The sequence below is a fragment of the Bradyrhizobium sp. ISRA442 genome, from assembly GCF_038085055.1.
Taxonomy (GTDB): Bacteria; Pseudomonadota; Alphaproteobacteria; order Rhizobiales; family Xanthobacteraceae; genus Bradyrhizobium.
In genome coordinates this window covers 221571-237799 of sequence record NZ_JALGCN010000008.1, presented here as the reverse complement: position 1 = coordinate 237799, position 16229 = coordinate 221571, and the positions used below count along the sequence as shown (strand labels likewise).

The window sequence follows — 16229 nt, the reverse complement described above, 5'->3', positions numbered from 1 at the left end:
ACATTCAGGCCGGACGCGGCAATGGCTGGCATACCAGCGAAAGGCTGCCATCCGCTGCGGGAATAGACGGCCCGCTTGCGGGTTTTCCGGGTGCCGGCCGCCTGCTAAATGGGCGCCATGACGTGTCAGAACATGGCTTACAAGGTCGCCGCCTTCTACCAGTTTGCCGCCCTGCCCGATTACCGCGAGCTGCGCGAGCCGCTGCGCGCGTTCTGCGCCGGGCTGTCCCTGAAAGGCAGCGTGCTGCTGGCCCAAGAGGGTATCAACGGCACCATCGCGGGTGCGCCCGACGCGATCGACGCGTTTGCCCATGAGCTGGCACACGGCGACATGTTCGGCGGCAGGCTCGACCATCTCGAATTGAAGTTCTCCACCGCCGCAGCGATGCCGTTCGGCCGGCTCAAGGTGCGGCTGAAGAAGGAGATCGTCACGCTCGGCGATGAGGCCGCCGACCCGACGCGCCAAGTCGGCATCTATGTCGACGCCGCCGAATGGAATGCGCTGATCGCGGCGCCCGACACGCTCGTGCTCGACACCCGTAACGCCTTCGAGGTCGCAATGGGCACGTTCGAGGGCGCAGTCGATCCCGGCATCAAGAGCTTTGGCCAGTTCAAGGACTTTGCTGCAAGGCAGCTCGATCCCGCAAGACACCGCAGGATCGCGATGTTCTGCACCGGTGGCATCCGCTGCGAGAAGGCAAGCGCGCATCTGCTCGCGCGCGGCTTTGCCGAAGTCTATCACCTCAAGGGCGGCATCCTGAAATACCTGGAAGAGGTGCCCGAGGCGCAGAGCCGCTGGCGCGGCGAATGCTTCGTGTTCGACGAGCGCGTGGCGCTCGGACACGGCCTGCGCGAACGAGACAAGGGGCGCGCACGTGACGAATGAGATCAAGGCGTTGAGCGAACGTATCGACACGCTGGAGACGCGCCTCGCCTATCAAGACGACACCATCGAAACGCTGAACCAGACCATCACGGCGCAATGGAAGCAGATCGACGCGCTGACGCGGCAGATCGCGCAGCTCGCCGAACGGCTCCAGGAGGCCGAAGCCAATGCGCCGGGACCCGCCAATGAGCGGCCGCCGCACTACTGAAAAACCATAGGCCTTTAGAAGCCGGAAGCCTTGGGCAACAGGTTCGTCACCTCGCCCGCCATCATCAGGCGGTCGCGGCCGGATGCCTTGGCGGTGTAGAGCGCACGATCGGCGGCTTCCACCAGCAATGCTCCCCCTGCGGTACGCTCGAGTGCCGGCCGGCACGCCGCGCCGCCAAGCGAGGCGGTGACACAGCTAGAGGCCTGATTGGACGTATGGACGAGATCCGCCGCGCGGATCGCCCGGCGAATCCGTTCGCCGATCCGCGCGCAACCGGCCGCATCGGTGTTCGGCAGCAGCATGGCGAACTCCTCGCCGCCATAGCGCGCCGCGAGATCGCCGGCGCGCTGCATCTCGGCCGACAGAATCTTCGCAACCACACGCAGGCAGGCATCGCCCGCGGGATGGCCATATTCGTCGTTGTAGGCCTTGAAGTGATCGACGTCGATCATCAAGAGGGCAAGGCTCGAGCGGTCGCGATAAGCGCGCGCCCATTCCTCGTTGAGGCGTTCGTCGAAGCGGCGGCGGTTGGCGAGCCCGGTGAGGCTGTCCTCGATCGCAAGGGTCTCGAGCCTGGTTTCCAGCTTCTTCTGCTCAGTGATGTCGCGCGAGATCGCGACCACGCCGTCGACGGCGCCATTGTCCTCGCGCGTCACCCGCATGGTCGATTCGAGCCATACCTCGGAGTTCAGCCGGTGCGCGTTGCGGTAGGTGACCCGCGCCTCATCCTTCTCGCCACGTTTCATGGCATCGACGATGGCCTGAACCTGCGGCTGGTCGTCCGGATGGATGCCGGCGAGCGCCTGCGTTCCGATAAGCTGATTGGCGCGCCAGCCGACGACGCGAACCGAGGAGGGCGAGACATAGCGCAGCCGCTCGTCGAGCCCGATGCGGGTCACCATGTCGCTCGAGCCTTCCGCGAGCAGGCGGAAATGAGCCTCCTTCTCGCTAAGGGCTGCCGCCATGCGCTGGCCGCGCTGCAACTGCCGCACCAGCACCGCGCCGATGATGGCGATCAGCATCACCAGCGCAAGCACGTAGAGCATGCGGGAGATCGCCGCCGCACGCCACGGCGCGAGCAATTCCTCCTTGTCGACTGTGGCTAGCAGGACGAGCGGATAGCGGCCGCTGCGCTTGAAGAAGCTGACGCGCTCGAGGCCGTCCAGCAGCGACCTGAAATGATAGGCGCCACCAGGCCGCTGCAGAGTAGGATCCCGAAACAGCGGCGTATCGGCGACGCTGCGGCCCACGAACTTGTCGTTGCTCGGGCTGCGCGCGATGATCAGGCCGTCGCCGTGCACAAGCGTCACCGAGCTGTTGCGGCCGATCTCGAACTGCTCGTAAAAATGCGAGAGATAGTTGGCGCTGATGGTCGCCAGCACGACGCCGCCGAAGCTGCCGTCCAGCTTGTTGAAGCGGCGGGACAGGGTGACGACCCATTCGCCGTCCATAAGGCTCTTCACAGGGCGGCCGACATAGGCCTCCCGCCTCGGCGAAAACTCGTGATGACGGAAGAACTCGTCGTCGCTGAGCGTCGAAGTGACCGCGCCCGAGCTGGTCAGCCAGTTGCCCTTGTCGTCGATGATGGCAAGGCTGTGAATGCGCGCGACCGCCTTCTTGCGCGCCTCCAGGAGATTCCGCAGCTTTCCGATGGTGGCTGGATCGGTACCGTCCATCTCCAGCCGGCTGACGACACCGACCACCCCGGAATCCAGCAGATCGAGACTGTCCTCGGCGTGCTGCGTCAGCGAGCGGGCGACGTTGGCCATCTCCGTCTCGGCGCCTTTGAGCACCGCCTCGCGCGCACTCCATTCGCGCCAGCCACTGACGCCGAGGATCGCCGTGCAAGTCAGCACGACGAACGCCGCCGCCCGTAGCGGCAGGCGACTCCATCCGGCTCTCTGTGAGACGACGTCCATGCGGCAGGATTCTCCGATCATTCGGAAACTCCGCCGCTTCTGTTATCGAACCCTGAAATTGCCGCCGAGATTCACCGCGATATGCGGGCTTTCCGTACTCCTACGGACGCAATCGTCCGCAGATCGCTAACAAGGTATTATCAAGCCTATCGGAAACCGGCGGTCCCCTAACCCGGAGCTGAAGTCGGCCTTAACCTTCTCCCAGAGCGAAGCGTTGTCGGCTCAGTGTCGGCCTTCGAGGGCGTCGGCTGGGCGGCACTGACGGGATCCGACGCAGGGAAGGTGTCGACCAGTCCGGCGTCAAGCTTGGCCTGGGTCTCGCGATCCGCGGCGAGCGCCTTGCGCGGATCCTCTGCATGCTTGTCATGCGGCGCGGGATTGAATCGTGCAGCCATGATCGCCTCCGTCGGCTGACCAACGCGCCCCATTTGCACCGGTTCCCCTGTTTCGCTCACGCCTTTGGCGGTGTATCAGGAACCGCAACCATCAGGACAGTTCGTGCCCCAATCAGCGACGAAACCCTTCATCGACGTGCTCTCCGGCCAGCGCCAAGCCGTTCCGCCGGTCTGGATGATGCGGCAGGCCGGCCGATATCTGCCCGAATACCGCGAGGTCCGTGCGAAGGCCGGCGGCTTCCTCGATCTCTGCTTTTCTCCGGAACTTGCCGCCGAAGTCACGCTGCAGCCGATCCGAAGGTTCGGCTTCGATGCGGCGATTATCTTCTCCGACATTCTGGTGATCCCCTACGCACTCGGCCGCTCCGTGCGCTTCGAGGTCGGGGAAGGTCCGCGCCTGGAGCCGCTGGATGATCCCGGCAAGGCCGCCACGCTGGCGCCACGCGCCGATTTCACCAAGCTCGCGCCGGTGTTCGAGGCCTTGCGCATCGTGCGCGGCACGCTCGATCCGAAGGTTGCGCTGATCGGATTCTGCGGCGCGCCGTGGACGGTCGCAACCTATATGGTCGCGGGCCACGGCACGCCGGACCAGGCGCCGGCGCGGACAATGGCTTATCGGCATCCTGAGGCATTTTCGACGATCATCGATGTCCTCGTCGAGAACTCGATCGAGTATCTGCTGGCGCAACTCGCCGCCGGCGCCGACGCCTTGCAGATTTTCGATACCTGGGCCGGCGTCTTGCCGCCGGCCGAGTTCGCGCGCTGGTCAATCGAGCCGACGCGGCGCATCGTCGCGGGCGTGCGCGCCAAGGTGCCGGACGCAAAAATCATCGGCTTTCCCCGCGGCGCCGGCGCACTGCTGCCACCCTATGTCGAGGCAACCGGCGTCAACGCCGTCAGCATCGATTGGACCGCAGAGCCAGCCTTCATCCGCGAGCGCGTGCAGACGCGCGTTGCCGTGCAGGGCAATCTCGATCCCCTGGTGCTGATCACCGGCGGCGATGCGCTCGACCGTGCCGTCGACAACGTGCTGGCAAATTTTGCCGAAGGAAGGTTGATCTTCAATCTCGGCCACGGCATCCAGCCGGAAACGCCGATCGCCCATGTCGAGCAGATGCTGAAGCGCGTGCGGGGATGAAGCGTCCACGCTCTTTCCGTTCCCTCCCCCCTTGCGGGTCAGGGAGGGGGTAGCCACAAGCACCCAGCGTTCATTGTGGCTACCCCCTCTCCAGCTCTCCCCCGCAAGGGGGGAGAGGGCGCAGTGTGCCGCGTGGCGACCAACCGTTTCGATGTGACCGCAGCCGGGAGTCGCACGCTCCAACAAAAAACTCGAAAACAACCCCATGCAAAGTAGAAATCATTGAAGGATTTCGTCCGGCATGGCCTAGAGTCCCGCAGCGAAGGCATTTGACACGTCGGGCAAAACAGGAGCACGATTCCATGATCGCGCCGACGTCGTTTTGCGGCGGGCTTACCGCGGCCGGCTGCGCTCGATGATCTCGGCTGCGCCCTTGGCGAGCAGCTCGAGCCCGACCGCGCGGCCGAGCTCGCGCGGGCGGTTGGCGGGCCCTGATTGCGCGGCTTCGATGATGGTATTGCCGGACAGATCGAGCACGGATGCGGTGAGCGACATCCGATCGCCGTCGATGGTCGAGTAACCCGCCACCGGCGAGTTGCAGTGGCCGTTGAGCACCCACAGCACCTCGCGCTCGGCATCGGCGCAGGCATGCGCGGCCGGATCGTCGATCGATGCGAGGATGCGCCGCGTCTCCCAGTCCTGCGCCGCGCATTCGACGGCGACGATGCCCTGGCCCGCGGCGGGCAGCATCTCCGCAGGTGTGAACTCGTAGGCAATGCGGCTCGCAAGACCAACGCGATCGAGTCCCGAGCGCGCCATGATCAGCGCGTCCGCCGGTCCCACCGCGCCGCCATCCGGCAGACGCTGCTTCTCGCCATTGTCGAGCTTGCGCACGCGCGTGTCGGCGGCGCCGCGGAAGTGGATCACCTCCACTTGCGGAAACAGCCGGCGGGCATAGGCCGCGCGCCGCACCGCATTGGTGCCGATCTTGAAGCCCTTGCCGCGCGACTGACGCAGCGCCTCCAGTGTCACGCCGTGGCGCAGCACAAGCGCATCGCCGGGCGGATCGCGGGAGAGCGTGGCGCCGATCACGAGGCCGGGCGTGTCCTCGTTGCCGGGCATGTCCTTCAGCGAGTGCATCGCCGCCTGCAACTCGCCCGACAGCACGGCGGCGCGGATCTGCGCCACGAAGGCACCGCCCTTGCCGCCATGCGGTAACAGCTTGTTGGTCTGATCGAGATCGCCCGTGGTGTCGAACTTGACGATCTCGATTTCGAGATCGGGCATGGCGGCGGTCAGGCGGCGCGCGATCTCTTCCGTCTGTGCCAGCGCCATCGCGCTCTTGCGCGTGCCGATCTTAAGTCGCGTAGCCAACTCTTTATCCTTTCGAAGCGCGTGGTTACCGCGCATCCTCCAATATCATGTCGGAGGCCTTTTCCGCGATCATGATGATCGGCGCATTGGTGTTCCCGGACACGAGGTCCGGCATGATCGAGCCATCGACGATGCGAAGGCCGACGAGGCCCTTCACCTTCAGCCGCTGATCGACCACCGCCAGCGCATCATTGCCCATACGGCAGGTCGAGGTCGGATGATAGATGGTGCTGCCGCGCTCGCGGCAGAAATCCAGCAGTTCCGCATCCGTGGATACCTTCGCGCCCGGATCGACCTCGTCGACCACGAACGGCTTCAGCGCCTGCGCGCCCAGGATCTTGCGCAGGATCTTCAGGGCTTCGACGTTGGTCGTGCGGTCGGTTTCGGTCGACATGTAGTTGATGCGGATTTCCGGCGGCACGGTCGGATCGGCGCTTCTGATCCGCAGGCTGCCGCGGCTCTCGGGCCGGAGCTGGCACACCGAGGCAGTGAAGCCGGAAAAATCGTGCAGCTTCTCGCCCATCTTGTCGGTCGAGAACGGCAGGAAGTGGACCTGGATGTCGGGCGAGGCGAGCCGCGGGCTGGTCTTGAAGAACGCCCCTGCGGTACCCGCTGCGATCGTCAGCCAACCCTTGCGGAACAGCGCATAACGCGCGCCTTCGAGCGTGCGGCGGATCGGATGATTGACGGTGTCGTTCAGCGTGATCTTCTGCGAGCAGCGCATCACGATGCGGACCTGCATGTGGTCCTGAAGATCGTGGCCGACGCCCTCCGCGTCCAGCACCACGTCGATGCCGTGCTTGCGCAGGAGATCGGCGGGACCGACGCCGGAGAGCTGCAGGAGCTGCGGCGAGTTGTAGGCGCCGCTCGACAGCACGACCTCCTTGCGCGCCCGGGCGCGGCGAAGCTGAGCGCCTTGCCGGTACTCGACGCCGACCGCGCGCCGGCCTTCGAACAGGATGCGCTGGCCGAGGGCGCCGGTCTCTATCTTGAGATTGCCGCGGGTCTTGGCCGGGCCGAGATAGGCTACCGCCGTGGAGGCGCGGCGGCCGTTGCGCGTCGTGGTCTGGAACAGGCCGACGCCCTCCTGCGAGGCGCCGTTGAAATCCGGGTTGTAGGGCAGACCAGTCTGGACGGCGGCATCGATGAAAGCCTTTGACAGCGGATCGGTCATGATCATGTCCGATACCGGCAGCGGGCCGTCGCTGCCGTGGAATTCGCTGGCCCCGCGTGCCTGGTTCTCCGCCTTCTTGAAATAGGGCAGCACGTCGTCATAGCCCCAGCCGGTGTTGCCGAGCTGGCGCCAGCGGTCGTAGTCCTCATGCTGGCCGCGGACGTAGAGCAGGCCGTTGATCGAGCTCGATCCGCCCAGCGTCTTGCCGCGCGGCTGGAACACCTGACGTCCCTTGAGCTCGGGTTCCGGCTCGGTCTGGTACATCCAGTTGACGGTCTTCTCCTTGAACAGCTTGCCATAGCCGAGCGGCACGTGGATCCAGATGTTGGCGTCCTTCGGCCCCGCTTCCAGCAGCAGAACGGTGTGCTTGCCGTTCGCAGAGAGCCGGTTGGCGAGCACGCAGCCGGCAGAGCCGGCGCCGACGATGATGTAGTCGAATTGCGGATCGGACGGCGCGGGGTGAGAATTTGCGTTCATGTCGTGCTGTTCTTGTTGTTGGTTGGTAGGCGTTTCCGTTTTCGTCACTTAGCACAATCATTCGGCAAGGCGCAGCGCCTCGACCAGCGACTTGAACGCACGGGCATATTCCGCTCCGGCCCTTGCGATATCCGCGCGTCCGGCGCAGGCGACCGCGGCTTCAGTCACGGCGCCCAGCAGCAGCCGCGCCAGCGGCTCGACCGGTTGACGCGCGATCAGGCCGGCTTCCATGGCCGCAGCGATGGCGCGCGGCAGCTTGCCGCCGAAATGCTGCGCATCGATCTCGCGCCAGCGCTCCCAGCCGAGCACCGCCGGGCCGTCGCGCAGGATGATCTGACCGGTCGGACCCTTGGCGGTCGCGGCAAAATAATGCTGCGTGCCGGCGACCATCGCGGCGAGCACGTCCTTCTCGGTCCGCGCGGCGCGATCGATCTCGATGACGAGGTCGCGCGAGACGAGATCGAACACCGCCTCGAACACCGCCTCCTTGGTCTTGAAGTGATGATACACCGCGCCCTTCGCGACGCGGGCGGCTTCGGCAATCTCGTCCATGGTGGTGGCGGCAAAACCTTGGGTCCCGAACAGGCGGCGCGCCGCCGTCAGGATCGCCTCCGATGTTGCAGCCCGCCGTTCCGCCTGTTTTGCCATACGTCTCCTCTAGTCGAATTCGGCGCACGCAGCCAGTCAGTGCTGCAATGACCTGAGCACCACGCGCCGCGCCGACGCTGCACCCTCTCCCCTTGTGGGAGAGGGTGGCTCGCCGCGCAGCGGCGAGACGGGTGAGGGGTCTCTTTCCGCGAACTCCCTCTTACATTCGAGTTTGCTGAAGCAACCCCTCATCCGGCGCCGTAGCCGAAGCTTCGCTTCGGCGTTCTTAAGAACGGCGGCCAAAGGCCGCCTATGCCACCTTCTCCCACAAGGGGAGAAGGGGGCACGAGCGTGCGCGGCTAAATCAGTTGACTTTTCGACTAACGGTCGGTATTTACCGACTAACAGTCTGTTTTTATCGTGAGGTGTCGCATGCCGAGCCGTGGGATCGTGGAAGCCTTTGCAGGACGGCTGGAGGCCGGGGATTTCGTCGGCGCAGTCGAGCAGTTTTACGTGCCCGATGCCGCCACCTATGAAAACAATGCCGAGCCGACAATCGGGCGTGACAAGCTGGCCGCGAAGGAACGCGGCGTGCTCGCCGCTTTCAAGGAGGTCAAGGCCGTCCGCATCGGGCCGAGCCTGATCGAGGGCGACAACGTCGCCACGCGCTGGATTTTCAGCTTCACCAATGCGGAAGGCGTCACGCGGACGCTGGAGGAGATCGCCTGGCAGACCTGGCGCGGCGATGAGCTAATCGAAGAGCGGTTCTATTACGATCCGAAGCAAATGGGGCGCTGACCGCGCCGCGGACGCAAGCGCTAGATACGTGAACGAAATCAATTGTTGAGAAAGGGCTGTCATGCCCCGCGAAGGCGGGGCATCCAGTACGCCGCGGCCTATCCGTATTCGTCGCTGTCTCTGGAATACTGGATCGCCCGCCCCAGTGCGCAATTGCGCACAAGGCGGGCGATGACAGCGGTCGTAGTGGGGGCAAAGGCGCTCTCGCAGCATCACCCGCATTTGTATCGATTTGTTATCGATACGAATGCTTGGGCACCGAGAAGTGATCGCGGCGAGGCCGGACAGCGGGGATAATTCATAGTTCGTCAAAGCTTTGCAGCGAATTCTCCGGGTCGAGCCGGAAATACGGCCAATGTTGCTGCAGGCTCTGGAATGCGGACCCAACTGACCTCCTATTTCGCACGGCTGTTCGCCGGCGATCTGTCCGCGTTCGGCGGACCCGCAACGGACGAAGCTGTCGCCGGCCACATCCGCGCCGAGCAGATGTCGCTCGTGCTCGGCTATTCCGTCGGCATCATGCTCGCCAATGCATGCAATGCAGCCGTGCTCGCCATCGCCCTGTGGCATTCGCCGGACTGGAAGCTGGCCTTGGTCTGGGCGATCATCGTCGCCGGTGCCGCGGTCGCATTCGGCCTGCAATCCCGCGCGTCGCGCCGCATCACCAAACCGCAATTCGTGTCGCGCCGCGCCGTGTACCGGCTCGTACGGAATGCCTTCATCCTCGGCACGGCCTGGGGCATCGTGCCGGTCGCCTTCTTCGCCAATGCCGACACCGGCGGGAAGCTCATCATCACCTGCCTGTGCTCCGGGATGCTGGCCGGCGGCGCGCTCGCCTTCGCCACGATCCCGATCGCGGCCATCGCTTTCACGACGCCGCTCTTCGTCGGCATCGCCATCTGTCTCGGCCGCAGCGACGATCTTGCCTATCTGCTGATCGCCATCCTGGTGGCGGTCTACGGATCGGTGCTGCTGCGTGGCGTGTTCGTCAATTCGTTCGCGTTCACGCATCGCGTGATGCGGCAGATCGAGACTGAACGCAACGTGCGACAGGACCCGCTGACCCAGCTACCCAACCGCTTTGCCTTCAACGAGACGCTCGATGCCGCCCTGAAGAGGCTGGCGCTGTCCGGCGAGGAGTTCGCGGTGCTTCTTCTCGACCTCGATCGCTTCAAGGAGATCAACGACAAGTTCGGCCATCCCGCCGGCGACGAATACCTCGTCCAGGTTGCGAGCCGGCTGCAGCGCTGTACCCGTGCGGCCGAGCATGTCGCACGCATCGGCGGCGACGAGTTCGCGCTGGTGATGGCGAACCTGGCGCGCCCCGAGGATGCGCTCGAGATCGCCGAACGCTTCGCTGCAGCCTTCGCCGAGCCGTTCACGATCGAGGGCCGCGAGATCGTCGGCGCGACCAGCGTCGGCATCGTGCTGGCACCGCGCGACGGCAACACGACGCTCGACATCATGAAGAATGCCGACACCGCGCTCTACCGGGCCAAGAAGGCCGGACCCGGCACGGTCCGCTTCTTCGAGATCAGCGACGACAAGGCGTCGCGCGACCGCAAGGCGCTGCAATCGGATCTGGAAGGCGCGGTCGCGCGGAACGAGCTGTTCCTGGTCTACCAGCCGTTCCTCCATCTCGGCGAAAGCCGGATCACCGGCTTCGAGGCGCTGCTGCGCTGGCAGCATCCCTCGCGCGGACTGGTCCCGCCGAGCGAGTTCATTCCGATCGCGGAAGAGACCGGGCTGATCCACGAAATCGGCGAATGGGCCATCCGGCGCGCCTGCGCGACGCTGGCGCACTGGCCGGAGGATATCAGGGTCGCCGTAAATTTCTCCGCGGCGCAATTTCACAACACGGGAATCCTGCAGACCATCGTGCAGGCGCTTGCCGATGCGAAGATCGCCCCACATCGGCTCGAGATCGAGATCACGGAATCGATGCTGCTGTCGAAGTATGGTTCGGCGGCCTCGATCCTGAACGCCCTGTTGCAACTCGGCGTCACGGTAGCGCTCGACGATTTCGGCACCGGGTTCTCGTCACTGACTTACTTGCGCAAGCTGCCGTTCAGCCGGATCAAGATCGACCAGTCCTTCATCCGCGACATGCTGGTGCAGCCGGACTGCGCCGCGATCGTGAAGTCGGTGATCTCGCTTGCGCGCGACTTGAAGATCGGCGTGGTCGCGGAAGGCGTCGAGACCGCCGACCAGCTCGAATATCTGCGTCAGACCCAGTGCGACGAAGTCCAGGGCTATCTCATCGGCCGGCCGGCATCGGCCGAGCAGGTGCTGGCGTTGCTCGACCCGAAGAAACGCCGCGCGACCTACGCGGCGTAAGTCTTCTGCGGCCATCCTCGAGACGCCCGCCCTCGGCGGGCTCCTCAGGATGAGGCCGATCTTCGCGGCGAGACTTTAGACCCTCATGGTGACGAGCGCCGCCTTACGGCGCGTCTCGAACCATGAAGGCCGAGCAGCCACCTCAGATCGCATCCGCTCGGAGCAGCGTGTCGACCGTGATGGTGCCGCGGGCGCGCGAGACGCAGGCGCAGATCTTCTGGTTGCTCTCTTTCTGATGATCGCTGAAGAAGACGTCGCGGTGGTCGATCTCGCCCTCGACCTCGACCACGTCGATGGCGCACAGACCGCATTCGCCGCGCTTGCAGTCGTACATCACCTCGTGGCCGCTGGCATTGAGCACGTCCAGCATCGAGCGCTCGCGCGGGATTTCGAGCTCGACGCCGGAGTCCTTCAGGCGGACGCGGAACGTCTCGGTCGGCAGCGTGCCGCTGGAGCCGAAGGTCTCGTAGCGGAGATCAGGGAGCGGATGGCCTGCGGCGATCCAGGCGTGGCGCGCGGCGTCCAACATCCGCATCGGGCCGCAGAACAGCGTCAGCGCGCCCGGCGGCACTGAGGCAAACAGCGCGTCGAGATCGAGCCGCCTGCCTTCGTCGCCGGCATGGACGACCAGGCGATCGCCGAGCAGACCGGCGAGGTCATCGAGATAGGCGGCATCGCCGCGCGACCGCACGGCATAGTGCAGCCTGACATTCACCCCTCGCCGCGCCAGCGCCTGGGCCGCGCCGACGATCGGCGTGATGCCGATGCCGCCCGCGATCAGGCAATAGTGTTCGCGCGCCCAGTCGACCGCGAGCAGCGAGGCGGGCTGCGTGATGTCGAGCCGCGCGCCCGGGGCGAGCTGCCACATGTAGCGCGAGCCGCCGCGGGAATCCTCGGCGCGGCGCACCGCGATCCGGAAGCCACGAGGCGAGGCCTCGCCGACCAGCGAATAGGACCGCGTCTCCGGCTGGCCGTCGATGGTCACGCTCACATTGATATGGCTGCCGACCGGATAGGCGGCGCCGTCGAATTGATCCGGCAGGATCAGGAATTCGCGGATGTCAGGCGCAAGCTTGCGCGTCGATACCAGCGTGGCCGGAGTCCAGCTTTCGATGAAGCGCATGGTACTCCTCTCAATCGGTTGCGGTCTTGATCAGCGCGAGCGCCGGCAAGAGGTCGAGATGCGTCCGGTTGCGCAGCGCAAGCCGCAGGTTACGCACGGCGAGACGCGCATGCTCGCGCATCACGGCTTCGGCGCGGGCGCCCTCGCGGTTCTCGATCGCGTCGACCACGACGCGATGGTGCTCCTGGGCGATGATCAGGATCTGCTGTGCCTCCGGCAGCGCAGATTGCGCCATTACAAAGCCGCTGGGCGAGGCGAACGGCAGCGCGGAGGCGCGATCGATCTGCCGGATCAAGGGCGGGCTGCGCGACAATTCCGTGAGCAGCGCGTGGAAGCGCGCATTCAGCGTGACATAGGACGAGAACGCGTCGACCGAGATCGGCACCTGACGCAGCAATTCATCGATCGCCGCAAGACATTCCTTCAGCGGTTCGAGCTCGCGCGCGGAGACGCCGCGCTCGGCGGCAAAGCGCGCAGCAAGCCCCTCCAACGTGCCGCGCAGCTCGATGGAGTCGGAGATGTCGCGCTCGGAGAACGCCTTCACCATGAAGCCGCCGGAAGGGATCGCTTCCAACAGGCCTTCCTCCTCGAGCCGCACCAGTGCCATGCGTACCGGCGTCCGCGAGGCGCCGGTCGTCTCCACCGCCTGCAACTCGGAGATGCGCTCGCCCGGGCGCAAGGCACCCGACAGGATCTGGTCGCGGAGCGCAAGCTGCGCCTTCACGGTCTGCGAGACGGAGCGGTCGACCTCGCGCTCGGCCATGTCCCTACTCCGCGGCCTGGAGATGCTGCGGCGCGTTTTCCTTCGCCACCATCTTGTCGATCAGCTTGCGCGACCACATCGCGCCGGCGTCGATGTTGAGATTGTAGAAGACGCGATCCGGATTCTCGTCCATCGCGCGCTGCTGCGCTTCGAGGATCAGCTCGTCCTCGCGGAAGATGCCGGACACGCCTTCGCGGATCTCGGTGGTGATGCGCTGCTCGCCAAGGCGATAGTTGCGGACGAAAGCCCAGAAATAATGGCACGTCTTCTCGGTTTCCGGCGTGATGGTGTTGAGCACGAAGCCGTTGACCCCTCGCGAGCGGTCACCTTCGGGCGCACCGGTGCCTGTCGGCGCCACGCCGACGTCGATGGCGATGGTGCATGGCGCCTCGAAGCGGATGATCTGCCAGCGATCGACCAGGCCAGGCTTGCCGAGCTGCTTGGCCCAGAACGGCGGCGCCTCGATGCCGCGCATCCAGCGCGTCACCGTCACCGTCTTCTCGCCATGGGTGACGTCGAACGGCGCTTCGGCGACCGCGTCATTGCCGATGGAGGAGCCGTGCACGAAGGTCTCATGGGTGAGATCCATGAGATTGTCGAGCACGAGGCGATAGTCGCAATTGACGTGAATGGTCTTGCCGTCGCCGGCCCAGGCCGGATCGTGATTCCAGTGCATGTCGGGCACGAGTGCCGGATCGGCGAGCGCGGGATCGCCCATCCAGAGCCAGATGTAGCGGTGACGCTCGACCACGGGATAGGCGCGGACGCAGGCCGACGGGTTGATGGTCTCCTGCGATGGCATGAAGGTGCAGCGCCCTTGCGCGTTGTACTTGAGGCCGTGATAGCCGCAGACGACGGTGTCGCCTTCGAGCCGTCCCTTGGACAACGGCACCAGACGATGCCAGCAGGCATCCTCCAGCGCGGCCACCGAGCCATCGGCCTTTCGGTACATCACGACATGCTTGCCGCAGATCGTCCGCGGCAGCAGCGCCGCTTTCACCTCGGCGTCCCAGGCGGCGGCGTACCAGGCGTTCATCGGGAAGGGTTTTGTCACCGGTCTCACTCCCACGGTTATGCATACGTTATGTATACAATAACTGAAGACCGAAATCGTTCAAGGCCAAAGCTAGCGTATTATTCTACCTCTATGCTACGTTATGTATACATAAATGGTCGAAATGGTCATTCCCCGCGAAGGCGGGGAAATCCAGTACGCCGCGGCGTCTCCGTATCTAACGATGGTCTCTGGAATACTGGATCACCCGCTTTCGCGGGTGATGACGTCGCACGATACGACGACACCTACTCGCCCGTGATGACGTCGCACGATACGGGCGACACCTCCCCCTCTAAGGGAGGACAAGAACGGGACTTACATCGCGCGACTTATGCCCCAAACACCTTCGCCAACCCCGCCTTGGCCTCTTCCTGAATCCGCTTCAGGTGATCGGTGCTACGGAAACTCTCGGCGTAGATCTTGTAGACATCCTCTGTTCCTGACGGGCGCGCGGCGAACCAGCCGAAATCGGTTTCGACCTTGATGCCGCCGAAGGGCTGGCCATTGCCCGGCGCCTTGCTCAGCGTGGCGCGGACGGGATCACCGGCGAGGTCCTTCAGGCCGAGCTGCTCCGGCGTCACCGATTTCAGCACGTTCTTCTGGGCCGTGTTCGCCGCGACATCGATGCGCTCGTAATGAGGCACGCCGAATTCGGCGGTGAGATCATTGAAGAGCTGGCTGGGATCGCGGCCGGTCTTCGCCATGATCTCCGCGGCGAGCAGGCCGAGGATGATGCCGTCCTTGTCGGTGGTCCAGACCGTGCCGTCGCGCCGGAGGAACGAGGCCCCTGCACTCTCCTCGCCGCCGAAGCCGAAGGATCCACCAAGGAGGCCTTCGACGAACCATTTGAAGCCAACGGGCGTCTCGACCAGCTTGCGGCCGAGCTTCCTGGCGACGCGGTCGATGATCGAACTCGATACCACCGTCTTGCCGATCGCGGCGTCCTTGCCCCAGTTCGGGCGATGCGCGAACAGATAGGCGATCGCGGTCGCAAGATAATGGTTCGGATTCATCAGGCCGCCGGTGCGCGTCACGATGCCGTGGCGGTCGGCGTCGGTGTCGTTGGCGAAGGCGATGTCGAAGCGGTCGCGCATCCCGATCAGGCTCGCCATGGCGTAGGGCGAGGAGCAGTCCATGCGGATCTTGCCGTCCCAGTCGAGCGTCATGAAGCGGAAGGTCGGATCGATCGCCTCGTTCACCACCGTGGCCTTCAGGCCGTAGCGATCGATGATCGGATGCCAGTAATGCACGGCAGCGCCGCCGAGCGGATCGATGCCGATATTGATGCCGGCCGACCTGACCAGATCGAGATCGACGACGTTGCCGAGATCGGCGACGTAGGGCGCGATGAAGTCGTAGGCGTGGACGGTCGAGGACTTGCGCGCCTTGGCATAGTCCATGCGCGCGATGCCCTTGAGCCCGTCGGCCAGATACGCGTTGGCGCGCCTCTCGACCACGGAGGTCGCATCGGTGTCGGCGGGCCCGCCATGCGGCGGATTGTATTTGTAGCCGCCGTCCTCGGGCGGATTGTGCGAGGGCGTGATGACGACGCCGTCGGCAAGGCCGCTGGCGCGGCCCTTGTTGTAGGTCAGGATCGCATGCGAGATCACCGGCGTCGGCGTGTAGCCGCCGTCCTTGTCGATCATGACTTCGACGCCGTTGGCCGCGAACACCTCGACGGCGCTGGCGAGTGCCGGCTCGGCCAGCGCGTGGGTGTCGATGCCGATGAACAGCGGCCCGGTCAGCCCCTTCTCGCGGCGGTAGTCGCAGATCGCCTGCGTGGTCGAAAGAATGTGGCCCTCGTTGAAGGTGTTCTTCAGCGAGGTGCCGCGATGGCCGGAGGTGCCGAACGCCACCCGCTGCGCGGGGTCGCCCGCATCCGGCTTGTTGGCGAAATAGGCGGTGACGAGCCGCGGAATATTGGCGAGCGCGTCCGGCGAGACCTGCTTGCCCGCCGCGGGATGAACATCAGCCACTGGAAATATCCTCGTCCTGTCGTGCAGAGATTGCGGGACACCATAGCATCGGCCGCGCCCCCGCCAACCCACAACAC

General features: G+C 65.0%; 13 protein-coding genes and 1 pseudogene. 5 read left to right on the top strand and 9 right to left on the bottom strand.

Annotated features, from left to right (window positions below):
• The first annotated feature begins 132 nt into the window (after positions 1-132).
• On the top strand, positions 133-885 hold the full coding sequence (gene trhO, locus MTR72_RS19235) for an oxygen-dependent tRNA uridine(34) hydroxylase TrhO (RefSeq protein WP_280969452.1): 753 nt from the start codon (positions 133-135) through the stop codon (positions 883-885).
• On the top strand, positions 875-1093 hold the full coding sequence (locus tag MTR72_RS19230) for a SlyX family protein (protein WP_280969451.1): 219 nt from the start codon (positions 875-877) through the stop codon (positions 1091-1093). The genes trhO and MTR72_RS19230 overlap by 11 nt, the downstream gene beginning before the upstream one ends.
• Before the next feature lie 14 nt (positions 1094-1107).
• Here MTR72_RS19230 and MTR72_RS19225 read toward each other — a convergent pair whose 3' ends face one another.
• Together MTR72_RS19225 and MTR72_RS19220 are read right to left on the bottom strand one after the other, a co-directional pair.
• Positions 1108-3012, bottom strand: coding sequence for a diguanylate cyclase (locus tag MTR72_RS19225; protein WP_341510854.1), 1905 nt, complete (start codon positions 3010-3012; stop codon positions 1108-1110).
• A gap of 126 nt (positions 3013-3138) precedes the next feature.
• Positions 3139-3407, bottom strand: a pseudogene (locus MTR72_RS19220) (hypothetical protein).
• A gap of 103 nt (positions 3408-3510) precedes the next feature.
• Between MTR72_RS19220 and hemE the strand changes: the two are divergent.
• Positions 3511-4545: a uroporphyrinogen decarboxylase gene (hemE, locus tag MTR72_RS19215; protein ID WP_280969450.1), complete on the top strand. Its 1035-nt coding sequence runs from the start codon at positions 3511-3513 to the stop codon at positions 4543-4545.
• 333 nt (positions 4546-4878) lie between these two features.
• Here the strand turns inward: hemE and hemC are convergent, their stop codons facing one another.
• From hemC to MTR72_RS19200, 3 genes are read right to left on the bottom strand one after another with little or no spacing between them, the layout of a single operon-like run.
• A complete protein-coding gene (gene hemC, locus MTR72_RS19210) occupies positions 4879-5859 on the bottom strand; it encodes a hydroxymethylbilane synthase (protein WP_341510832.1) in 981 nt (326 codons plus the stop codon).
• A gap of 25 nt (positions 5860-5884) precedes the next feature.
• A complete protein-coding gene (locus MTR72_RS19205; RefSeq protein WP_280969448.1) occupies positions 5885-7510 on the bottom strand; it encodes a GMC family oxidoreductase in 1626 nt (541 codons plus the stop codon).
• A gap of 57 nt (positions 7511-7567) precedes the next feature.
• Entirely contained in the window at positions 7568-8158 is a 591-nt protein-coding gene (locus MTR72_RS19200; RefSeq protein WP_280969447.1) for a TetR/AcrR family transcriptional regulator, read from the bottom strand.
• Positions 8159-8530: 372 nt separating this feature from the next.
• On the opposite strand from MTR72_RS19200, the gene MTR72_RS19195 reads away from it, so the two are divergent.
• Positions 8531-8896: a nuclear transport factor 2 family protein gene (locus MTR72_RS19195; protein ID WP_280969446.1), complete on the top strand. Its 366-nt coding sequence runs from the start codon at positions 8531-8533 to the stop codon at positions 8894-8896.
• Positions 8897-9271: 375 nt separating this feature from the next.
• Complete coding sequence (locus MTR72_RS19190) at positions 9272-11233, top strand: putative bifunctional diguanylate cyclase/phosphodiesterase (RefSeq protein ID WP_280969445.1); 1962 nt, start codon at positions 9272-9274, stop codon at positions 11231-11233.
• 142 nt (positions 11234-11375) lie between these two features.
• On the opposite strand, the gene MTR72_RS19185 is transcribed toward MTR72_RS19190, so the two are convergent.
• From MTR72_RS19185 to pgm, 4 genes are all read right to left on the bottom strand, one after another.
• Positions 11376-12356, bottom strand: a complete 981-nt coding sequence (locus MTR72_RS19185) for a PDR/VanB family oxidoreductase (protein WP_280969444.1) — start codon at positions 12354-12356, stop codon at positions 11376-11378.
• 10 nt (positions 12357-12366) lie between these two features.
• Positions 12367-13119: a GntR family transcriptional regulator gene (locus MTR72_RS19180; protein ID WP_279371934.1), complete on the bottom strand. Its 753-nt coding sequence runs from the start codon at positions 13117-13119 to the stop codon at positions 12367-12369.
• Positions 13120-13123: 4 nt separating this feature from the next.
• Positions 13124-14173, bottom strand: coding sequence for an aromatic ring-hydroxylating dioxygenase subunit alpha (locus MTR72_RS19175; RefSeq protein ID WP_280969442.1), 1050 nt, complete (start codon positions 14171-14173; stop codon positions 13124-13126).
• Positions 14174-14505: 332 nt separating this feature from the next.
• Positions 14506-16152, bottom strand: coding sequence for a phosphoglucomutase (alpha-D-glucose-1,6-bisphosphate-dependent) (gene pgm / locus MTR72_RS19170; RefSeq protein ID WP_280969441.1), 1647 nt, complete (start codon positions 16150-16152; stop codon positions 14506-14508).
• Positions 16153-16229 lie beyond the last annotated feature (77 nt).

Bases quoted from the DNA above. Each gene is read 5' to 3' on its own strand.
- MTR72_RS19190 (WP_280969445.1), top strand. From the start codon at position 9,272: ATGCGGACCCAACTGACCTCCTATTTCGCACGGCTGTTCGCCGGCGAT.
- MTR72_RS19205 (WP_280969448.1), bottom strand. From the start codon at position 7,510: ATGAACGCAAATTCTCACCCCGCGCCGTCCGATCCGCAATTCGACTAC.
- MTR72_RS19185 (WP_280969444.1), bottom strand. From the start codon at position 12,356: ATGCGCTTCATCGAAAGCTGGACTCCGGCCACGCTGGTATCGACGCGC.
- MTR72_RS19200 (WP_280969447.1), bottom strand. From the start codon at position 8,158: ATGGCAAAACAGGCGGAACGGCGGGCTGCAACATCGGAGGCGATCCTG.
- MTR72_RS19180 (WP_279371934.1), bottom strand. From the start codon at position 13,119: ATGGCCGAGCGCGAGGTCGACCGCTCCGTCTCGCAGACCGTGAAGGCG.
- MTR72_RS19195 (WP_280969446.1), top strand. From the start codon at position 8,531: ATGCCGAGCCGTGGGATCGTGGAAGCCTTTGCAGGACGGCTGGAGGCC.
- MTR72_RS19225 (WP_341510854.1), bottom strand. From the start codon at position 3,012: ATGGACGTCGTCTCACAGAGAGCCGGATGGAGTCGCCTGCCGCTACGG.
- trhO (WP_280969452.1), top strand. From the start codon at position 133: ATGGCTTACAAGGTCGCCGCCTTCTACCAGTTTGCCGCCCTGCCCGAT.